Here is a 20,843-nt window from a genome sequence, read left to right as displayed (position 1 = left end):
TAACATTTTAATGAAAATAAATTGGATATAGTTAGCAGGTGCTGACTTTATTCATTTTCGGATTTCGTATCAGAAAGGGAGATACAACAATGATTGGTACAAAGGATCTTGGAATTGATTTAGGAACAGCTAACACACTTGTCTATGTGAAGGGAAAAGGAATTGTCGTAAGAGAGCCTTCAGTAGTAGCATTGCAAACAGATACAAAACAAATTGTTGCAGTTGGAAATGACGCTAAAAACATGATCGGCCGTACGCCAGGAAATATTGTGGCACTTCGTCCAATGAAGGATGGAGTTATCGCAGATTATGAAACAACAGCAGTTATGATGAAATACTATATTAAGCAAGCAATTAAAAGCAAGGGACTTTTCTCAGGTAAGCCATATGTAATGGTTTGTGTGCCATCTGGGATTACGGCTGTGGAGCAGCGTGCAGTTATTGATGCAACTCGCCAGGCAGGGGCAAGAGATGCTTATCCGATCGAAGAGCCGTTTGCAGCAGCAATTGGTGCCAATTTACCTGTATGGGAGCCAACCGGAAGTATGGTTGTTGATATTGGCGGTGGAACGACAGAAGTAGCGATTATTTCCTTAGGAGGAATTGTGACAAGTCAGTCTGTTCGAGTAGCAGGAAATAATATGGATGATGCAATTATTAATTATATTCGTAAACATTATAATCTTTTAATTGGTGATCGTACGGCTGAAACAATTAAAGTCGAAATTGGTTCTGCAGGGGACTCAGAAGGTATTGAAAATATTGAAATTCGCGGTCGGGATTTATTAACAGGCCTGCCTAAGACAATTGAAATCACAGCTGAAGAGATTTCTAAAGCTTTACATGATACTGTCTATGCGATTGTTGATGCAGTAAAGGTTACGCTTGAGAAAACTCCACCTGAACTTGCTGCAGATATTATGGATCGAGGAATTGTTCTGACAGGTGGCGGTGCTTTGCTTCGAAACTTGGACAAAGTAATAAGTGAAGAAACAAAAATGCCTGTACTAATTGCAGAAAATCCGCTTGATTGTGTAGCAATCGGCACAGGGAAAGCTCTTGATCACATTGATTTATTTAAAAATAAGTCAAGAGAATCCCGCTAATTAGCGATTTTTTGTGGATCAGCCCATTCACTGTAAAGTGACTGGGCTCCAATCTTGTTAAAAGGGTTTTATGTTTAATGTATTGATCACAATTATTAAATTTTAAGAACAATATTTGCTCCATGTAACACTCTTATATAAATAGTAAATTGAGGTGTTAGAAATGCCACAATTCTTTTTAAACAAACGCTTGATTATTTTGCTTGTTAGCATCATTGTACTCGTGGCATTGATTGGGTTTTCATTAAAGGACCGTGAACAGTTAAGCTGGCCAGAACAATTTATCAAAGATACAACAGGATTATTGCAATCGGCAGTTTCTCGTCCAACTCATTATGTTGCTGATTTCTTTGAAAATCTAAAAGACTTGCAAAATACATATGAAGAAAATAAAGAATTGAAAAAGCGGCTTGATGAGCTCGCACGGCTTGAATCTGAAGTGCAAACGCTTAAAAAGGATAATGCAGAGCTTCGTGAAATTCTTGATAAAAAGGATGCTTTAAGTGAATTCGAACCAATTCAAGCCACCGTTGTCGGCAGAAATCCCGATCGGTGGACAGATCTATTAATCATTAATAAAGGTTCAAAGGATGGAATTAAACAAAACATGGCTGTTATTACAGCGAACGGATTAATTGGGAAAGTGAAAAATAGTCAATCCTTTACATCGACAGTCCAGCTGTTAAGTGCAATGGATCCGACAAATCGAATTTCTGCTGAAATTCAAGCAAATGGAAATAGCTATTACGGACTAATTGAAGGCTATGACAAAGATAAAGGACTTCTTCTTCTTAAGAGAATTCCTTTTGATGCGAAGGTAGAAAAGGGACAGAATGTTATTAGTTCAGGTAAAGGTGGAGTATTTCCGAAAAACCTGCCGATTGGAAAAGTTGTGGATGTAAAACCAGCAGAATATGGACTTACTCTTACAGCTTATGTGAAGCCAGGGGCAAACCTGTACGATATTGAGCATGTAATGGTTGTAAAAAGAAGCGCAATCAAGCCTGAATTAGAAGATATGATAGATGATAAGGAGGAGGAACTGTGAGAAAATTTCTTCTTCCTCTTTTATTCATGCTGCTATTCATAGCTGAAAGTATTTTTGTCGAGTTTGTGCCTGAAAAAATCATGGGAGAGCCCTATATAATTGCACCGCGCTTTTTAATTGTCGCCTTAATATTTTTGACAATATATGGTCCAAGAAAATATGGGCTTTTATACAGCTTCATCGCAGGTCTTCTATTTGATATAGTCTATACGGAAATAGTCGGTATTTATTTGTTTTTGTTCCCAGTCGTTTGTTATATCATTTCAAAACTTATGAAAATTTTACAGAGTAATATCGTCATTGTTTCACTTGTGGCACTATTTGGGGTACTGCTTCTTGAATTAGGCGTTTACGAAATGTATTTTCTGATTCATTTGACGAACATGCACTTTTCCACTTTTCTGTCACTTCGTTTACTGCCTACATTAATATTTAATTTTATTTTTATCGTTATTACTGCATATCCGCTCAAGAAGCATTATGATAAGCTAGTAGCAAGCTTGGATATATAGGCTAATGATAATATTAAAAATTTCTGAACTTCTATTTATGAATTCTTCCTGTTAAAAAGGATTTTCTATCATTTCTGTCGAATTATTTTTATTTAGAGGAACAGCCATTGCTATTGATCATGACCGGATCTCTTTTTTGATTATGACAAAAGGAGTATTCTTATATTAGGTATGTTTTAATAAATGCAGACAATGAGAAAGTATAGAATAATTGATTGCTGAAAATCAGGAGCTAACATCCTTTTGAATGGTTCTTTCTACCCGTGTTTCTCCTGATTTATGTACAGCCGAAGGCGCTTCTTGCGCTTTTCATATGAGGTGAACATCTTGCCATGAAGAAATTCCAAAATGTAATGATTAAAGGAACAAAGGATGGTTTAATCCTGCATCTTGATGATTCCTGCTCTTATGAGGAATTAAAGAAAGAGCTGGATATTAAACTTGCGGAAAGCTCAAGATCACGTGAAGACCGTTTAATTACAGTAAAGGTCCAAGTAGGCAATAGATACTTATCAAAAGAGCAGGAAGAAGAGCTCAAAGAAATAATAAGACAGAAGAAAAACCTTGTCGTTGATTCAATTAACACGAATGTAATTACAAAAGAAGAGGCTGCCAAGCTTAAAGAAGAAACAGAAATCGTATCAATTGCAAGAATCATTAGATCTGGTCAGGTTTTGCATGTACCAGGTGACCTCCTGCTAGTAGGGGATGTTAATCCGGGAGGGACAGTAATAGCTGGCGGAAACATTTATATTATGGGCACATTAAGAGGCGTGGCCCATGCTGGCTTTTATGGGAATAAGGAAGCAATCATCGCAGCATCCGTTATGAAGCCCTCACAATTGCGAATTGCAGCCAGCATAACGAGATCTCCTGATCATGTCCAAGAGCAGGAAAAAAGAGAAATGGAATGTGCATACATAAATGATCAAGACCAAATAACAGTAGATAGATTGCAAGTTTTAATGCATCTAAGACCAAATATTACTAGATTGGAAGGGGGACAATAAGATGGGAGTAGCAATTGTTATTACATCAGGAAAAGGTGGAGTTGGAAAGACGACAACTTCCGCTAATATTGGAACATCTTTAGCTCTGCAAGGAAAAAAGGTTTGCCTCGTCGACACTGACATTGGCCTCCGTAATTTAGATGTTGTCATGGGACTTGAAAACCGCATTATTTATGATTTAGTAGATGTTCTAGAAGGACGGTGCAAGATTCATCAGGCACTTGTAAAGGATAAACGGTTTGAGGATCTTCTATACTTATTGCCAGCAGCGCAAACAAGTGATAAAACAGCAGTAACTCCTGAGCAAATGAAGGTTCTTATAAATGAATTAAAACAAGACTATGATTATATCATTATTGATTGCCCTGCTGGAATTGAGCATGGCTATCGAAATGCTGTGGCTGGTGCAGATAAAGCGATTGTTGTCACAACACCTGAAGTTTCTGCAGTTCGTGATGCAGACCGCATCATCGGCTTGCTTGAAAAAGAGGAAAATGTGGAAGCGCCTAAATTAGTCATCAATCGCATCCGTAATCAAATGATGAAAAACGGAGATATGTTGGATGTTGATGAAATCGCTGCTCATCTATCAATTGAATTAATTGGGATCGTAGCAGACGATGACGAAGTAATTAAGGCATCAAATCATGGTGAGCCGATTGCTTTAAATCCTAACAGCAGAGCTTCCATCGCTTACCGAAACATAGCCCGCCGCATCTTAGGGGAGTCTATTCCGCTTCAGCCTCTAGAAGATGAACATGTCGGCGTATTTTCAAAGCTTAAAAAGTTTTTTGGTGTAAAATAGAAAAGTCAGGGAAATCTTCCTTGGCTTTTTTTTACGTCTTTGAATGGCTGTTATCCGTTTCCTCAAGTGCGATCTGATTTTAGAAACCTTCACGATTTCATAGTCATACTCCCTTTGGACAACTCATAGACTTGTACAAAAGAATGGTAAGGGAATGGTGGGGGCGTATGAGATCACGAGCAGATGATATTCGTAAACGAATGGAACGGAGAAAAAAAGAACGTGACAGAATGGCGAAACCTATAAAAAAACAAATTACTTGGACAGATGATGAAGAGCGATATGGATTTGACAAAATCTCCTCCTATGAAGGCAGTGGTGATGAAGGGAATCATCCATTATTCCGAAAAGAATATTTTCTCTTTAAAGTTCTAGCATCAGCCTGTTTATTTTTAATTGTCGCTATTATGTTCAAGAACAGCGGTGGAACGTTTGAATCTGCTAGAAATTTTGTCACAAAAACAATGGAAAATGACTTTCAATTTATTGCGGTTGCTAATTGGTATGAAGACCAGTTTGGAAAGCCGCTTGCTCTTTTTCCTGTAAAGGATAAAAATGAAGAAAAGCAGGAGTTATCCCCTAAAACAGAGTATGCACTGCCAGCTTCCGCAAGAATTCTCGAAGACTTTCATGCAAACGGACAAAGAATAACGATTGAAACGAGCAAAGACGCACCTGTAGTCGCAATGAGTGAAGGATTAGTAAAATTCGCCGGAAAAAAAGATGGTTTTGGAAAAACCGTTATTATTAAGCATGGGGATAATAGTGAATCATGGTATGGGAATTTAGCAGAAATCGATGTAAATCTAATGGAGTATGTGGAAAAAGGAAAGGAAGTTGGAATTTCAACTGCGATGGAGGATGGAATGAAGGGCTCCTTTTATTTTGCTATTAAGAAGGGCGATGATTTCATTGACCCGATACAGGTGATCCCATTTGAATAAATTTGCAGGATTGATAAAATATATACAAATTCATCCTCTTCTTTGGGTTGTTATTGGATTAGCTGTGATGACCGCCCATTTTAATGAATTGTCTCTACTTTTGCTGATTATTTTTGTACATGAAATGGGACATGCGGTGGCAGCGTCTTTTTTTTCGTGGAGAATTAAAAGAATAGCTCTTTTGCCGTTTGGCGGTGTTGCTGAAATAGAGGAGCATGGAAATAGACCTTTAAAGGAAGAATTAATTGTCATTCTATCCGGCCCCATTCAGCATATTTGGATGATGGGAGCCGCCTTTCTTCTCTTTCAGTTTTCCATTTTATCTGAAGGAATATATGAGCTGTTTATTCAATATAACTTGATGATCCTATTATTTAATTTACTTCCCATTTGGCCGCTTGATGGGGGAAAGCTTGTATTTCTACTGTTATCAATCAATCAAGCTTTTCCAGAAGCCCACCGAAAAGCTTTACAAATATCTGCAGTTTCTATGGTGGTATTTTCAATATATACTTTAATAAATTCACCGATAAACTTAAACATATGGGTCGTTGTCGCGTTTTTATTATTTTCACTGTATCATGAATGGAAGCAAAGCCGGTACATCTTTATGAGATTTTTGCTTGAAAGGTATTATGGGCGAAATAGTGACTTTCGTCATTTAAAGCCTATTGTCGTGAGCGAAGAAGTGATGGTTATGCATGTGCTGGAGAAGTTTCAGCGTGGCTATAAGCATCCGATTATTATTGAAAAAGACGGGAAGGAACAGGGCTCAATGGATGAAAATGAGCTTTTGCATGCGTATTTTACGGAAAAAATGGTTACATCACGTATAGGCGATCTGCTCTATTTGATGTATTAGAAATAAAAAGTGAGGAACGGTCTTGTATACATTAATTATTAACTACACGTCAAGAGAAAAGCGATATGCTTTAGTCAACAATAGTATGATTGAAAAGCTTGTTATCCAGCAGCCTCAGCAACAATCAGCTGTAGGCACTATTTATTTAGGGACTGTTGAAAAGGTGCTTCCAGGAATGAATGCAGCCTTTATCAATATTGGTGAGGAAAAAAGCGGGTATTTGCACCGGGATAAACTTGCTTCCTTTGTACAAGCTCAAAAGGATAAAAACATAAAAGAGATGAAGAGTGTGTCATCATATGTTCATCAAGGTGAAAAGCTTCTTGTTCAAGTTGAAAAGGATGCAACGGGAGCAAAGGGCCCGCGCCTTACTGGGATTATTGAGCTTCAGGGGACTCACATGATTTACATGCCTCAAGGACGATATGTGGCAGTCTCCAAAAAAATTGAAGAACAAGATTTAAGGGAAGAACTGCGTCAATTTGGCCATGAGGCTAAAAAACAGGAAGAAGGCCTAATTTTTCGGACAACTTCACGAAATCAGCCGAAAGAAAAATTACTTGATGAGCTAGAGCAGCTCCGGGAAAAGTCCAAGGAACTGCAAATAACAGCAGGTTCATTAAAAAAGCCGGGAAAAGTACTAGAACGGGATTCCATGATAGAAGAAATAATTGAAGTAATGGAAAGGCTGGAGATAAGCGAAATTTTAGTGGATGATTTAGCCTTGAAGCATGAGTTGCAGGTGCATTGCGATATTCCTATCGTGCATTATAACGGGAAAGAAAATATTTTTTCCGTTTATAAACTTGAACATGAAATAGAGAAAGCGTTAAAAAGGATTGTTTGGCTGGATAATGGGGCTTATTTAATTTTTGATGAGGCAGAGGCATTAACGGTTATTGATGTAAATACTGGGAAATACATAGGGAAACATGATCTTGCTGAAACAGCTGTGAAAACAAATGAATGGGCAGCAGCAGAAGCAGCAAGACAAATCCGTCTTCGTGATATTGCTGGCATGATTTTAATAGACTTTATCGATATGAAAGAGGAAAAGGACCGTAATCGTATCGCTAGCCTAATGGCACAAGAATTAAGGAAGGACGATAGACGGACAAATATTGTTGGATTTACGCCACTAGGTATAATGCAAATAACAAGGAAAAGGATAAAACCAGCTATTTCAGAGGCTTTAATGGTCAAGTGTCCTACTTGTGATGGAAAAGGACGTGTATTAAGTCCAGAAACAGTAGCTTTTCGCTTGGAAAGAGAGCTGTGGGAGCATAGAGGTTCAGACTATGCAGCGGTACTAATTGAAGCTACTGAAGATGTTCAAGCTTTATTTTCTGGGGAGCAAAATGTCCACAAACAAAGATTGGAAGAATTAATGGGACTAGAAATCATCTTTAGTATTAAACTATCTCCAAAACCGGAATATGAAATTAGACAGTTCGGAACATCGGAAGAAATAAGAAGAAAAGCTAGAATCTAATTGACAGTTTAGCCCCTTTTATGATAGGATTTTTATGTTATGTTTGTAGCGCACCCGTGCTACAACCGCACAGAACAGGTTTTAAGTTTTGCATCTTTTTTATGAGGTGTCAAACGCCTGATGATGGCGAGTCTTAGTCTAAGAGGAGGTGCAGTTCATGTACGCGATTATTGAAACTGGTGGTAAGCAAATTCGTGTAGAAGAAGGTCAAGCTATCTACATCGAAAAGCTAAACGCAGAAGCAGGCGAAACAGTAACTTTTGATAAAGTTCTTTTCGTTGGCGGAGAAAATGTAAAAGTAGGAAGCCCTGTTGTTGAAGGAGCTACTGTTACAGCGAAAGTTGAAAAACAAGGCCGTGCGAAGAAAATTATTGTTTTCAAGTACAAAGCTAAGAAAAACTATCGTAAAAAGCAAGGTCATCGTCAACCATACACTAAAGTTGTGATTGAAAAGATCAACGCTTAAGGCGAACAATATGATTCAAGTTACGGTGAATCGTAAAATGTCTGGTATGATTCAATCGTTTGAAATTAGTGGCCATGCCTTATTTGCTGACAGAGGCAATGATATCGTCTGTGCAGGCGTATCAGCTGTTTCTGTTGGTGCAATTAACGCGGTGCATGCTTTACTTGGCATCACACCGGAAATTGATCAAAAAGAGGACGGTTTTCTCCGCTGTGCAATTCCGGATAATATGCCGGAGGAAACAAATGAGAAAATTCAGCTTCTTTTAGAAGGAATGGTTGTCTCATTGCAGACGATCGAAGAGCAATACGGACAGCATATAAAAATGACCTTCAAAAAGCAGGAGGTGGAATAAATGTTATTAAAATTAGATCTTCAGTTATTTGCTTCTAAAAAGGGAGTAGGTTCAACGAAGAACGGACGTGACTCTATCTCAAAGCGTTTAGGTGCTAAGCGTGCAGATGGTCAGTTCGTAACTGGTGGTTCAATTCTTTACCGTCAACGCGGTACAAAAATTTACCCAGGTGTGAACGTTGGTAAAGGTGGAGACGACACACTTTTCGCAAAAGTGGATGGTGTTGTTAAGTTTGAGCGCCTTGGCCGCGATCGTAAGCAAGTAAGCGTATATCCTGTAGCTCAAGAAGCATAAGGAATGACTTAGAAAACTCTAACCTTAGTGGTTAGAGTTTTCTTTTTTGCCTAAAAAGTGTATTATTTGCTTACGTCTGCCTCGTTTTTTGATATACTAACAGCAAGCAGTCTACTGATATTTAATTAATTGCTGCGTAGGAGTGCATATATGAAAACTGATTGGGATGTAATCGAGGTGCTGCGGTATGCACGCCACGATTGGCTAAATAAAATCCAGCTAATAAAAGGCAATTTAGCTCTTAATAAAATTGACCGGGCTAAAGATATTATTAATGAAATTGTGGCAGAAGCTCAAGCTGAAGCTAAGCTATCTAACTTGAATATTCCTCAATTCGCCTCCTTGCTTCTTACATATAATTGGGAAAATCATTCGTTTCAAATTGAATATGATGTATTAGATGGTACGATAAACGGTGATTTAAATGATGATTGGCTGACAAATTGGACTTGCACTTTTTTTGCATGTTTAAATTCTGCCATTAAGCCATTTTATGAAAATTATTTATCCGTTACGATTGAACCCCAGATAGATGGAACCCGTTTCTTTTTTGATTTTAGAGGAATAATAACAAATAAGGAAAAGCTAGAGGAATTTTTAGAGAAAACCCCTTCTTCTCCAGAGATCGTTGTTCAAAGCTGGACAGAGCAAGAATTATCATTAGATTTCTTTGTCTCTGCAGCTATATAAACGAAGTTAATCAAGTTAATTTTTCTCTACATAGATAATAACAATCAGTTCTTGCTGTCTATAAGTTATGGACAGCTAAGACAGGAGGAATAGTATGTTTGTCGATCAGGTAAAAATTTATGTTAAAGGTGGCGACGGGGGCAATGGAATGGTTGCGTTCCGTCGTGAGAAATATGTGCCTAAGGGAGGACCTGCCGGCGGTGATGGAGGTAATGGCGCAGATGTAGTCTTTGAAGTGAATGAAGGATTGCGCACTCTAATGGATTTCCGTTATCAGCGTCATTTTAAAGCTCCACGTGGGGAGCATGGCATGTCCAAAAACCAGCACGGCCGAAATGCAAAAGATATGATTGTAAAGGTTCCCCCTGGTACAGTTATAACTGATGCAGAAACAAATGAAATCATTGCAGATCTGACAGAACACGGTCAGAGAGCTGTTATTGCAAGAGGCGGACGAGGGGGAAGAGGAAACACTAGATTTGCTACCCCATCTAATCCAGCACCTGAATTATCTGAGCATGGAGAGCCGGGAATTGAAAGAGACGTAATCCTTGAATTAAAGCTATTAGCAGATGCTGGTCTTGTTGGATTTCCAAGTGTTGGAAAATCAACACTCTTATCAGTTGTTTCATCTGCTAGACCAAAAATAGCCGAATATCATTTCACAACGATTGCACCTAACTTAGGAATGGTAGAAACAGAAGATGGGCGAAGCTTCGTATTGGCTGACTTGCCAGGATTAATAGAGGGGGCACATTCTGGTGTCGGACTTGGCCATCAGTTCTTAAGACATATTGAACGGACTCGTGTTATTGTTCACGTGATCGATATGGCTGCGACTGAAGGAAGAGACCCTTACGAGGATTACTTAACCATTAATAATGAATTGAAAGAGTATAATTTGCGTCTAACAGAAAGACCGCAAATCATTGTTGCAAATAAAATGGAGATGCCTGGAGCGGAAGAAAACTTACAAAAATTTAAAGAGCAAATTGAAGAGGAATATCCAATCTTCCCGATTTCAGCAATTACTAGACAAGGATTAAGAGACCTGCTATTTGCGATTGCTGATACAATTGAACAAACACCTGAGTTCCCGCTTCATGAAGAGGAAGATACTGGAGTACATCGCGTCGTATATAAACATGAGGCTGAACAAACAGAATTTACCATCACAAGAGATTCAGCTGGTACATTTATTGTTTCAGGGGATGCGATTGAAAAGCTCTTTAAGATGACTGACTTTACTAGAGATGAGTCTGTCCGCCGATTTGCAAGACAGCTTCGCGGAATGGGTGTTGATGAAGCACTTCGTGAAAAAGGAGCAAAAGACGGGGATACAGTCAAGCTGCTTGAATATGAATTTGAGTTTATTGAATAGTCTCTCAGGTGTTAATGGAGTGTAGTTATGAGACAAGAGAAATTCGATAAGAAATTTTACCTTGTCCGGGAAGATGTGCTTCCTGAGGCAATGAAAAAAACATTAGATGCCAAGGAAATGATTGAGAGAGGTAAAGCTGAATCGGTTTGGGATGCTGTGCAAAAAGTCGATTTAAGCAGAAGTGCCTTTTATAAATACAGAGATACAGTCTTTCCCTTTCATACTGTTGTCAAAGAAAGATTAATAACCTTATTTTTCTATTTGGAAGACCGATCAGGTACTTTATCTCATCTATTAAGTGTGGTAGCTTCTTCAGGATGCAATGTCATGACCATTCACCAAACTATTCCCTTAATGGGAAGGGCAAACGTAACACTTTCTTTGAATATTACCGATATGTCCATGGAAATAGAAGAATTACTAGCTAAGTTAAGAAAATTAGAGTTTGTTGAAAAAGTAGAGGTGCTCGGTTCAGGCGCATAAGTTTTTATGCCTGAATCGGCCCTGATTTTTTCTTTTAAGGACTATTTTTTTCAAAGCTGCTAGGTATACCTAGGTAAAACAGCCAAAATTAATTACATACATTCTCGGAGTAAAGTGGTAAAGTATTATTATTAAAGGAATGATGTGTAGTTAAAGGGAGAGATATTCGTGAAAGTAGGTTATTTAGGTCCAAAAGCAACATTTACTGATATAGCTGTGAGGGAAATGTTCCCTAAAGAACATGCTGTACCATACTCTACGATTCCTGACTGTTTTGATGCACTAATAGAGGATGCCATTGAAATTGCTGTCGTTCCTCTTGAAAATGCACTAGAAGGTTCGGTTAATATTACCCTTGATTATTTAGTTCATGAAGTGGACTTGCCAATTGTTGGGGAAATTTCTTGCCCGATTAGACAGCATTTTATGGTACATCCAGCAAACAAAGATACTTGGAAAGAGACTGGCGTTGTCTATAGCCATTCTCATGCCCTTGCACAATGTCATAAGTTCTTGCATAAAGAGCTTAAGGGGACTCCTTGTGAGAAAACTACTTCGACAGCAGCTGCTGCTCAATTTGTAAAGGATCATCCAGAGATTAAGGCTGGTGCTATCGCCAATGAGCTTGCGGCAAAGGAATATGGGCTTGAAATTGTACGTGAGGACATTCACGATGTAAGCTATAATCATACTCGCTTTATCGTCCTTTCAAAGAAACAAGTGCCTTTGCAAGAAGAGAAATCAACATTTAAGGGCTATAAAACAACGGTGATGATTACTTTGCCTGCAGACCGTGCAGGTGCATTGCATCAAGTACTTTCTGCTTTCGCCTGGAGAAGGCTAAACTTATCGAAAATCGAATCAAGACCGATGAAAACTGGGCTTGGTAATTACTTCTTTATCATCGATGTTGATATGAAGCAGGATGATGTCCTCATTCCCGGAGTAGTAGCGGAATTAGAAGCATTAGACTGCAAAGTAAAGATATTAGGAAGCTACCCTTACTATCAGCTCGGTATGGAAAAAAGCCGGGTTAAGAATATGTAAACAAAGAAACCGTTCAGATCCTGAACGGTTTCTTTTCATCCTTATTCAACAATAAAATTAGCATTTTTCAACGCTTTGATGGCTTCATCCAATTTTTGCTCTGAGGCGGCAGAGAGGGTATGGAGATGAATTCCTTCTGTAAGCTCGGACAAATAGGAAGCATTTGTTGTTTCTATTTTTTCAATAAATTGCCTAACTTCCTTTCGAGTCGATACCATAACAGAGGCGATTAAATCCCCATAAACAGGATGCTCAATTCTCACATCTTTAACGGTTACTCCATGGTCAACTAATAAATTTAACTCTTCTTCTGTTCTTTCGGGAGTATGGGAGCTGGCAACAGTTCGTTCAACAGAAGTGGACATAGCGCTTTGGGTTAAATACATATAGCCCTGGCTAGTGGCGATAATTGGTTCCCCTCGTGCTTTAAGCAACGTAATATCTCCTACTATAACCTGCCTGCTGACATTTGTTCTTGATGCAAGCTCACCGCCCGTGATTGGCTCTCCAGTTTCTTTCAGTAATTGGAGAAGCAATTCCCGTCTTTCCTCGCCAAGTACTTTTTTCTGATCCTTCATCACAATATCTCCCCTATACGACGATAATGATACATTGTAACATAGATGACCATTAATGATAACTTTGCATGATTTCTTTCGTAATTTGGATAATAACTTTCCCAAGCTCTTCTGTTTCAGCAACTGACGTATCCCGGCCAAATGAAATCCTTATGAATTCTTTAGCCTCTTTTCCGGTAATCCCCATAGCATTCATCGTTTTGGAAATGGATTGCATGCCAACTTGACAGGCGCTGCCAGTTGAAATCGCAAATCCTCTGCGATTACATTCTAACATCATTAATTGTCCCTCTATCCCTTTTATCCTTATGCCAATTGTCGAGGGGAGCTGGTTGGATTGTATACAATTATAAATTGTACATTGATGGCTTATCGGTTCTAGTGACTTTAAGAGTGTTCTTCGAAGGTGCTCAAAATGAGCAGTGTTCGAGTCCAAATTTTTATAGGCTTTCTGTGCTGCAACGGTCATAGCTGTAATACTAGGCACGTCCACGGTCCCTGGCCTGAACCCTCGTTCATGTGAAACATTAGGAAAAAGAGGCTGACAATTTAAATATGGATTCAAATAAAGGGCTCCTGTCCCTTTAGGTCCATAAAATTTATGACCGGAAATTGATAAACTATCAACAAGTAATGCAACGGTTCTTAAATCTATTTTTCCAAAAGTGTGTACACAATCACTATGGAATAAAATATCGTTCTCTTTGCAAAGTTTACCTATTTCTTCTAAAGGCTGTATTGAACCAATCTCAGAGTTTCCGTGCTGAATGATAATTAACACTGTTTCTGCTCTTATAACTGCTTTGAGCTCCTCCAAATCAATTAATCCATGACCATTAAGCGGAAGTGCTGTTACTTCATAGTGTTGCTCGCTTATTAATTTTTCTAAAGTACTATGAATGGATGAATGCTCGGCAATACTTGTAATGATATGCTTACCATCTTTTTTTCCGGTAGTTAATAGTGCATGAATAGCTAGGTAATTACTCTCTGTACCTCCACTCGTAAAATATATTCCTTCTTTCTCAACTTGAAGAAGATAAGCTAATTCACTTCGGCAATTTTCTAAAAGACTGCTTGCATGACTGCCAAAGTCATGAAGGCTTTGTGAATTTCCGTAGTATTCAGTGGCTGCCTTTAAATACGTATTAGCAGCATCGGGATCTAAAGGGCAGGTTGCTGCATAATCAAAATATTTCATTCCTTTTCAGCTCCATATTGATATTCTTATGTGCTATGAAGTCTTGTTATAGAAGATTTAGTGTTGGAATTCATTATAAATCTAAAAAACTCTTGTCATAAGTTTAATTCTATGTAAATATAAGTGTCAAGACACCTGTATAAACAGGAGGTAAAAATGAAACAGGCAAATGTAATTATAATTGGTAGCGGAATAGCAGCTTTGCAGCTAGCAAGGAGCCTTCGCTATGATTTAAATGTGATAGTTCTCACAAAGTCTAATTTAATAAATAGTAATTCTTATTTTGCTCAAGGGGGGATTGCAGCAGCAATTGCAAGTGATGATCATCCGGATAAGCATTATGACGATACGTTAGAAGCTGGACGATTTCATAATGATCCCGAAGCTGTCAAAAAGTTAACTCAGGAAGCTCCCTCTTTAATTTACAGCCTTATGAATGATGGATGTCAATTTGATAAGAACAGAGACGGCGAACTTTTATTAGGGATGGAAGGAGCACATGGCAAACATCGAATAGTTCACAGCGGTGGGGACGCCACTGGAAAAAAAATAATTCAATATATGTCAGGAAATATTCATCCCAACATTACAATTATTGAAAACTTTTTCGTCTTCGATTTATTAATGAACGAGGATAGAAACAGTTGTATTGGGTTAAAAGGCAAATTTCCTGATGGCAGGATTGAGTATTTTATTGGCGAGCATATTGTTTTAGCAACAGGCGGCTGTGGACAGTTATATACGTACACATCAAATACTGAGACAGTAACAGGTGATGGAATTGCGCTTGCCTATAAGGCAGGAGCTGAAGTTGCTGATATGGAATTTATTCAATTTCATCCCACTCTGCTCAGGATTAACGGGAATGCTGTTGGTCTAGTTTCAGAGGCAGTTCGCGGTGAAGGCGGGCGTCTTGTTACGGACGATGGGCGTGCGATTATGGAAGGTGTTCATTCCTATGGAGATTTAGCACCAAGACATATAGTATCCCAAACGATTTATAATCATCTCCAAATGGGAGAGGAAGTTTTTTTGGATATTGCTAATGTGCCAAACTTTGAAAAACGTTTTCCAACTATAACTGCTTTGTGTCAACAATATGGGATCAATCTTAAGAAAGAGACGCTTATTCCCGTAGTTCCAGGCAGTCACTTTTTAATGGGAGGCATTAAGACAGATTTAATAGGCCGCAGCAGTATCACAGGTCTTTATGCTATCGGTGAGGCAGCTTGTACGGGCATCCATGGTGCAAACAGGCTTGCAAGCAATTCTTTACTAGAAGGATTATTTACAGGGAAACAATTAGCTAAATGGATTAATAGTTCGCCACCAGTGAAGTATTTAGTTTGGAATATAAATGACGTGCAAAAAGATCAGAAGATGTTCCCAAAGCTGCTGCCATCTAAACCCGACATCCAAAAATCCATGATGGATCATGTGGGGATTATCCGTTCAAGGGAAGGGTTAACTAAGCAAAAACAATGGCTAGAAAGTTTCAATATTAATAGTTTGCTTGAAGCAAATTTTGAATCTATGCCCATTAAGGAAATAGAAAAAATTTTTATGCTAATTACAGCCGAACTGATAACAGCTTCTGCTTTAAAAAGGACGGAAAGCCGCGGGGGCCATTTCAGGCAGGATTACCCGTATGAAAATAATGAAGATTGGCTGCGTAAGCAAATTATACATTGCCGAAAAACAAAAAAGGATGGGAAGAATGAACAAACTAAAGCTGCGGTTGCAACTTGAGCAATTTTTTATAGAAGATATTGGAGAGCGTGATATCACGAGTGAGCTTATTTTTGGAAACGAAAAAAAAGGAAAAATTGTTTTTCTTTCTAAGGAAAATGGAATCTTCTGTGGTGAAGAAATAATTCGTACAGGATTTTCTGTTTTGGATAATGACATAATGACAAAAGTGCATGTAAAAGATGGCGATCGCATTGAAAAAGGTCAATTATTGGCTGCTGCCGAAGGGAAGGCAGCAGAATTATTAAAGGGTGAAAGAGTGATCCTTAACCTTCTTCAGAGAATGAGTGGAATTGCAACGATTACAAATAAAGCGGTTTCAGAGTTAAACAGTACTCACACAAAAATTTGTGATACAAGAAAAACAACACCTGGACTGAGAATGTTAGAGAAATATGCAGTACGCTGCGGAGGGGGCTATAATCACCGATTTGGCCTTTATGATGCGGTCATGATTAAAGATAATCATATTTCATTTGCAGGCTCTATTCAAAATGCTGTTCAAGCTGTCCGTGCTAGCGCTGGACATATGGTGAAAATTGAAGTCGAGACGGAGACAAAAGAACAAGTATTAGAAGCTGCGGCTGCAAAGGCAGATGTCATTATGTTTGATAACAGGCAGCCGGAAGAAATTAAGGAATGGATTCAGTGTGTGCCTGATGGAATTATTACCGAAGCATCAGGAGGGATTACACTAGAAAATCTTGCCGGTTACAGAGACACTGGAGTTGACTTTATCTCACTTGGATTCTTAACCCATTCAGTTAAATCTTTAGATATAAGTGTGAAGGTTAGCTTTGAGTAAAATAAGTAATTTTTGAGAAAAAGAGTAAAGGGGGAAAATGGAATGAACTTATTTCAAACACTTGAAAAAAATCTTAACGTTCTTCCGGAGAAATATAGAAATATGACAACAGTGGAATTGGAAGGTCGAGTAAGGACAATTAAAGAAAAGCTTGGGAGTAAATTATTCATCCCAGGTCACCATTATCAAAAGGATGAAGTGATTCAGTTTGCTGATGCAACTGGCGATTCATTAAGGCTGGCTCAGCTTTCTGAGGAGAATAAAGAAGCAGAGCACATTGTATTTTGCGGTGTTCATTTCATGGCTGAAACAGCTGATATATTAACAACCGAAGATCAAAAAGTATATCTTCCAGATATGCGTGCAGGCTGTTCAATGGCAGATATGGCGGATATTTATCAAACGGAAAGAGCGTGGGGAAAATTAATAGACTTATTTGGAGAAACGATTCTTCCGCTAACATATGTAAACTCAACAGCAGCGATTAAGTCATTCGTTGGGATTCATGGAGGGGCAACTGTTACTTCATCGAATGCAGAAAAAATGGTTCAATGGGCGTTTGGGCAAAAATCGCGGATATTATTTTTACCTGACCAGCATCTTGGGAGAAATACAGCTTATAATCTCGGTGTTGGTTTAGATGAGATGGCGGTTTGGAATCCAATCAGCGACAAACTTGAACATAAAGGACCATTAGAAAATATTAAAGTAATCCTTTGGAAAGGCCACTGCTCTGTTCATGAAAATTTTACAGTTGCAAACATTGAGCAAGTTCGCAGAAACTATCCTGAAATGAAAATAATTGTTCATCCGGAATGCTCAAGGGAAGTAGTGGAACTCTCCGATATGGCAGGATCAACAAACTATATTATTGATGCAATTAATAATTCTGAAGCAGGCTCTTCCTGGGCAATTGGAACAGAGATGAATTTAGTAAATCGAATTATAAATCAGCACCAAGATAAACAAATTATCTCTTTAAATCCGCATATGTGCCCTTGTTTGACGATGAATAGAATTGATTTGCCTCATCTTGTTTGGTGTTTAGAGACTATTGAACAAGGAGAGGAACACAATCGAATCAAAGTGGACGAAGCAATTGCAGCAAATGCTAAGCTTGCATTAGACAGAATGTTAGTCCAATCTTAAAACTTCCATTTAGGAGGTTTTATTTTTTCGTAAAAATAGTTGTAAAATAGGGCTCCAATCATATTATTAATAATAATTGCATAAGTTTTTGTGTAGGATTGTTAGCAAATTGCCCATTTTAACATACACTATATGGACATTTGACTAGGAGGGAAATCAGAGTGAAGATCCATATCGTACAAAAAGGGGATACTCTTTGGAAGATCGCCAAAAAGTACGGCGTGAATTTTGAAGAGCTGAAAAAGATGAATACACAGCTCAGCAATCCTGATATGATTATGCCCGGTATGAAAATAAAAGTTCCAGGATCAGGAGGATCCATTAAAAAAGAAGCTCCTATTGGGGGCGTGCCGGAAACAAAAGTCAGTATGGGTGCTAAAAAGGAAATGCCGATTAAGGAGATGCCAATTCAGGCACCACCAAAAGAAGTACCAGCTAAACAATATGCTCCAAAAATGCCAAAACCGATTGTTTCAGAAATTGACATTAATAATTATTATATGTTGAATATGGCTAATTTATCAGCACAACAGCCTGCACCGAAGGAAGTGCCGAAACAACTGCCAAAAGAATTACCGAAACAAATGCCAAAAGAACTTCCAAAACAAATGCCACAAGAACCGCTAAAACAGCTGCCGCAAGAACTGCCGAAACAAATGCCGCAAGAACCACTAAAACCGCTCCCGAAAGAATTACCGAAACAAATGCCGCAAGAACTGTTAAAGCAACCACCACAACTGCCGCCAAAACCAGTAAATATCCTTCCGCCAGTTAAGCCCATAGCCCAAGAGAGCCCAGAATCAATTGAGAGTGAATCATTTGTTTATACACATCAAGGAGGGGTTAATCAGCCGATGTTACCATATTACCCACAAAGTTTCTATCCTGTTTCTCCAGTAATGCCAGGAACTGGTTTACCTGGAGGATACCCACAAGCTTATGGCTATCCGCAAGTTCAGGGAGCAGCTATGCCGATGTATCAAGCACCAGCTGCGCCAATGTATCAAATGCCGCATCATGGTTTAGCAGGTGTAGAGAGTGATGAATCATCTTCTTCAATGCCAATGCACCATATGCCATATACGAGTCCAGCCTATTCTGGAGCACAAATGCCAGCACCATTAATGGGTGCAGCACAAATGCCAGCGCATGTAATGGGAGCTGAGCAAGCTGCTCCTCAGATGCCGCTACAGCCAACTTATACTGCACCGATTATGCAGCAGGCCTTTGAATATCCAGAGGTAGCATGTCCTCCTTATCCTGCCCAAATGTACCCTGTATCTCCGGTAATGCCTGGCTCGGGATTCTGTGAACCAATGCCATACGTATATCCACAAATGTGTGAACCATATGGGTATCCGCAAATGGCGCCGATGCCACAGGTCCAGGGCGTAATGGAGGAAGCACAAATGCCATTAATGCCTACTGAAGCACAGATGCCAATAATGCCGGCACAAAGTCAGATGCCAATGATGCCGGCACAAAGTCAGATGCCAATGATGCCGGCACAAAGTCAGATGCCAATGATGCCAGTACAAAGTCAAATGCCAATGATGCCAACCCAGGCACAAATGCCGATGATGCCAGTTCAAGCAGCAAAAGAGGATTGTGGTTGTGGTGGGCCGCAAATGGTCCAAGGGGCATATAATCCGGGTTATGGAACATATGAAATGGGAGCAGCTCCTATGTATGGTGCACCATATGGCCAGCAAATGGGATACCCAATGACTGGACAAATGAATCCATATATGAACCCATACGGATATGGACCTATGGGGGGGCAGGCTTTCGGGATGCCTCGCAGCTTCGAAGAAAGCAGTGAATATGAAGATTAATAATAGGGGAGACGATTTATTTCATAATCGTCTCTTCTCCTATTTACAAAAAAACCTCCCCGTTTCAATCGAAAAAATAACACCAATTAGAAATCAAGTTTTTTATATTAAAGCAAAAGAGATGGAATTTATTTTAAAGGGTTTTCCAACCTATTCTCGGCTCAAGCAGCAGGAAGACTTTTTGTCCTCATTAAGACATATTGGATTTACAAACACTTATTCCTTCTATTCACTTGCAAAACCATCGCCATTGTATTTTGAAAATATCTTCTATATGTGTCTCGAATATATAAATCCTTCCGAAGTATCATTTACTTATAAGAACAGTGAAGATAGGCTTGATGGATTAAAAATATTAAAGCATTTCCACAGTGTTACAGATCAGTTAGCAGATCAATTCCAATTCGATATCCCTTTTTTTAAGCAATTTGAAAAATGGAATGAACGAGCTGCAATTTTTTTGAATTATTTGCCAAATATAAAATACTTTGTCCAAAAAGAAATAATAGATGAGCTGTTAGTATGGGCTGATTGGTCTTTAAAAGGAATACAGGAGGAAGCTAATTATTTCCAAAGCAGTAATAATGTAATTCTTCATGGTGATGTTGCTCACCATAATTTTCTGCGGACAAAAAATGGTGAAATTTTTATCATTGATTTTGATTTAATTAGCATCGGAAATCCACATTCGGACTATCTTCAGTATGCCAACAGAATATTGCCTTTTTTAAATTGGTCTTACAAAGAGTTGGAGGAATATGAAATCCTTCAGCCCTATTTGCTTGATAAAGGATTTTTATATGGTCTCGCGTATCCAACAGATATTTTCAGGGAATGGAACAGGGCAATGAGAGATAAAACGTATTTTCAGAAAGGAAAGATTGAACAATTGCTAAGCCTTACTGCAGGTCAGTTTAAGGAGCGGCAAGAATTTGGCCAGCTATTAAAAGAAAAAGTTGAAAAGCGTAATTGGTCGTAACTGGACAGAATGAAAGCAAGGTAAACCTGCCACCCTAATAATGAGCTCATTG

Annotated in this window: 22 protein-coding genes and 1 other annotated feature; of the genes, 20 read left to right on the top strand and 2 right to left on the bottom strand. The window is 38.7% G+C overall.

Annotated features, from left to right (window positions below):
* The first annotated feature begins 89 nt into the window (after positions 1–89).
* The 15 genes from H0173_RS18955 (at position 90) to pheA (ending at position 12,495) form a co-directional block, all read left to right on the top strand.
* On the top strand, positions 90–1,106 hold the full coding sequence (locus H0173_RS18955; RefSeq protein ID WP_221848290.1) for a rod shape-determining protein: 1,017 nt from the start codon (positions 90–92) through the stop codon (positions 1,104–1,106).
* A 163-nt stretch (positions 1,107–1,269) separates the two neighbouring features.
* A complete protein-coding gene (mreC, locus tag H0173_RS18950) occupies positions 1,270–2,154 on the top strand; it encodes a rod shape-determining protein MreC (RefSeq protein WP_221848289.1) in 885 nt (294 codons plus the stop codon).
* The gene (gene mreD / locus H0173_RS18945; protein ID WP_221848287.1) at positions 2,151–2,666 is read left to right on the top strand and encodes a rod shape-determining protein MreD; all 516 of its coding nucleotides are present in this window, start codon (positions 2,151–2,153) and stop codon (positions 2,664–2,666) included. Before mreC ends, mreD begins: the two co-directional genes overlap by 4 nt.
* Positions 2,667–2,998: 332 nt before the next feature.
* Entirely contained in the window at positions 2,999–3,676 is a 678-nt protein-coding gene (minC, locus tag H0173_RS18940) for a septum site-determining protein MinC (RefSeq protein ID WP_221848285.1), read from the top strand.
* Position 3,677: 1 nt separating this feature from the next.
* Complete coding sequence (gene minD / locus H0173_RS18935) at positions 3,678–4,481, top strand: septum site-determining protein MinD (protein ID WP_221848283.1); 804 nt, start codon at positions 3,678–3,680, stop codon at positions 4,479–4,481.
* 167 nt (positions 4,482–4,648) lie between these two features.
* On the top strand, positions 4,649–5,425 hold the full coding sequence (locus H0173_RS18930) for a M23 family metallopeptidase (protein ID WP_221848281.1): 777 nt from the start codon (positions 4,649–4,651) through the stop codon (positions 5,423–5,425).
* Positions 5,418–6,287 (top strand): M50 family metallopeptidase, encoded by an 870-nt coding sequence (locus H0173_RS18925; protein WP_221848279.1) that lies wholly within the window; start codon positions 5,418–5,420, stop codon positions 6,285–6,287. Before H0173_RS18930 ends, H0173_RS18925 begins: the two co-directional genes overlap by 8 nt.
* Before the next feature lie 22 nt (positions 6,288–6,309).
* Positions 6,310–7,779, top strand: a complete 1,470-nt coding sequence (locus tag H0173_RS18920; protein ID WP_221848277.1) for an Rne/Rng family ribonuclease — start codon at positions 6,310–6,312, stop codon at positions 7,777–7,779.
* Positions 7,780–7,832: 53 nt separating this feature from the next.
* Positions 7,833–7,923, top strand: a sequence feature (ribosomal protein L21 leader region).
* A gap of 13 nt (positions 7,924–7,936) precedes the next feature.
* The gene (gene rplU, locus H0173_RS18915; RefSeq protein WP_221848275.1) at positions 7,937–8,245 is read left to right on the top strand and encodes a 50S ribosomal protein L21; all 309 of its coding nucleotides are present in this window, start codon (positions 7,937–7,939) and stop codon (positions 8,243–8,245) included.
* A gap of 10 nt (positions 8,246–8,255) precedes the next feature.
* A complete protein-coding gene (locus tag H0173_RS18910) occupies positions 8,256–8,600 on the top strand; it encodes a ribosomal-processing cysteine protease Prp (protein WP_221848272.1) in 345 nt (114 codons plus the stop codon).
* Positions 8,601–8,894, top strand: coding sequence for a 50S ribosomal protein L27 (gene rpmA / locus H0173_RS18905; RefSeq protein ID WP_221848270.1), 294 nt, complete (start codon positions 8,601–8,603; stop codon positions 8,892–8,894). It begins immediately after the preceding gene.
* Positions 8,895–9,044: 150 nt separating this feature from the next.
* On the top strand, positions 9,045–9,584 hold the full coding sequence (locus H0173_RS18900; protein WP_221848269.1) for a sporulation initiation phosphotransferase B: 540 nt from the start codon (positions 9,045–9,047) through the stop codon (positions 9,582–9,584).
* Between the two features lie 94 nt (positions 9,585–9,678).
* Positions 9,679–10,965: a GTPase ObgE gene (gene obgE / locus H0173_RS18895; RefSeq protein WP_221848267.1), complete on the top strand. Its 1,287-nt coding sequence runs from the start codon at positions 9,679–9,681 to the stop codon at positions 10,963–10,965.
* Positions 10,966–10,992: 27 nt separating this feature from the next.
* Positions 10,993–11,448 (top strand): ACT domain-containing protein, encoded by a 456-nt coding sequence (locus H0173_RS18890; RefSeq protein WP_221848266.1) that lies wholly within the window; start codon positions 10,993–10,995, stop codon positions 11,446–11,448.
* A 168-nt stretch (positions 11,449–11,616) separates the two neighbouring features.
* Positions 11,617–12,495 carry a prephenate dehydratase gene (gene pheA, locus H0173_RS18885; protein ID WP_221848264.1) on the top strand — a complete coding sequence of 293 codons (879 nt, stop codon included), beginning with the start codon at positions 11,617–11,619 and terminating at the stop codon, positions 12,493–12,495.
* A gap of 41 nt (positions 12,496–12,536) precedes the next feature.
* Here the strand turns inward: pheA and H0173_RS18880 are convergent, their stop codons facing one another.
* Both H0173_RS18880 and H0173_RS18875 read right to left on the bottom strand, forming a co-directional pair.
* Positions 12,537–13,073, bottom strand: coding sequence for a transcription repressor NadR (locus H0173_RS18880; RefSeq protein WP_221848261.1), 537 nt, complete (start codon positions 13,071–13,073; stop codon positions 12,537–12,539).
* A 52-nt stretch (positions 13,074–13,125) separates the two neighbouring features.
* Complete coding sequence (locus H0173_RS18875; protein WP_221848260.1) at positions 13,126–14,274, bottom strand: IscS subfamily cysteine desulfurase; 1,149 nt, start codon at positions 14,272–14,274, stop codon at positions 13,126–13,128.
* Positions 14,275–14,430: 156 nt separating this feature from the next.
* On the opposite strand from H0173_RS18875, the gene nadB reads away from it, so the two are divergent.
* The 5 genes from nadB to H0173_RS18850 all read left to right on the top strand — a co-directional run bounded on the left by nadB (position 14,431) and on the right by H0173_RS18850 (position 20,791).
* Positions 14,431–16,023 (top strand): L-aspartate oxidase, encoded by a 1,593-nt coding sequence (gene nadB / locus H0173_RS18870; protein WP_221848258.1) that lies wholly within the window; start codon positions 14,431–14,433, stop codon positions 16,021–16,023.
* A complete protein-coding gene (gene nadC / locus H0173_RS18865) occupies positions 15,992–16,828 on the top strand; it encodes a carboxylating nicotinate-nucleotide diphosphorylase (RefSeq protein WP_221848256.1) in 837 nt (278 codons plus the stop codon). The genes nadB and nadC overlap by 32 nt, the downstream gene beginning before the upstream one ends.
* Before the next feature lie 42 nt (positions 16,829–16,870).
* Positions 16,871–17,977 carry a quinolinate synthase NadA gene (nadA, locus tag H0173_RS18860; protein ID WP_221848254.1) on the top strand — a complete coding sequence of 369 codons (1,107 nt, stop codon included), beginning with the start codon at positions 16,871–16,873 and terminating at the stop codon, positions 17,975–17,977.
* A 161-nt stretch (positions 17,978–18,138) separates the two neighbouring features.
* Entirely contained in the window at positions 18,139–19,812 is a 1,674-nt protein-coding gene (safA, locus tag H0173_RS22845; protein WP_221848253.1) for a SafA/ExsA family spore coat assembly protein, read from the top strand.
* Positions 19,802–20,791 (top strand): aminoglycoside phosphotransferase family protein, encoded by a 990-nt coding sequence (locus H0173_RS18850; protein WP_260631268.1) that lies wholly within the window; start codon positions 19,802–19,804, stop codon positions 20,789–20,791. Before safA ends, H0173_RS18850 begins: the two co-directional genes overlap by 11 nt.
* The last annotated feature ends 52 nt before the right edge of the window (positions 20,792–20,843 follow it).

Source organism: Bacillus sp. S/N-304-OC-R1 (assembly GCF_019749375.1).
Classification (GTDB): Bacteria; Bacillota; Bacilli; order Bacillales; family Cytobacillaceae; genus Cytobacillus.
Note: the sequence above shows the minus strand (reverse complement) of the source record. Positions and strands in the feature narration are given on the sequence as shown.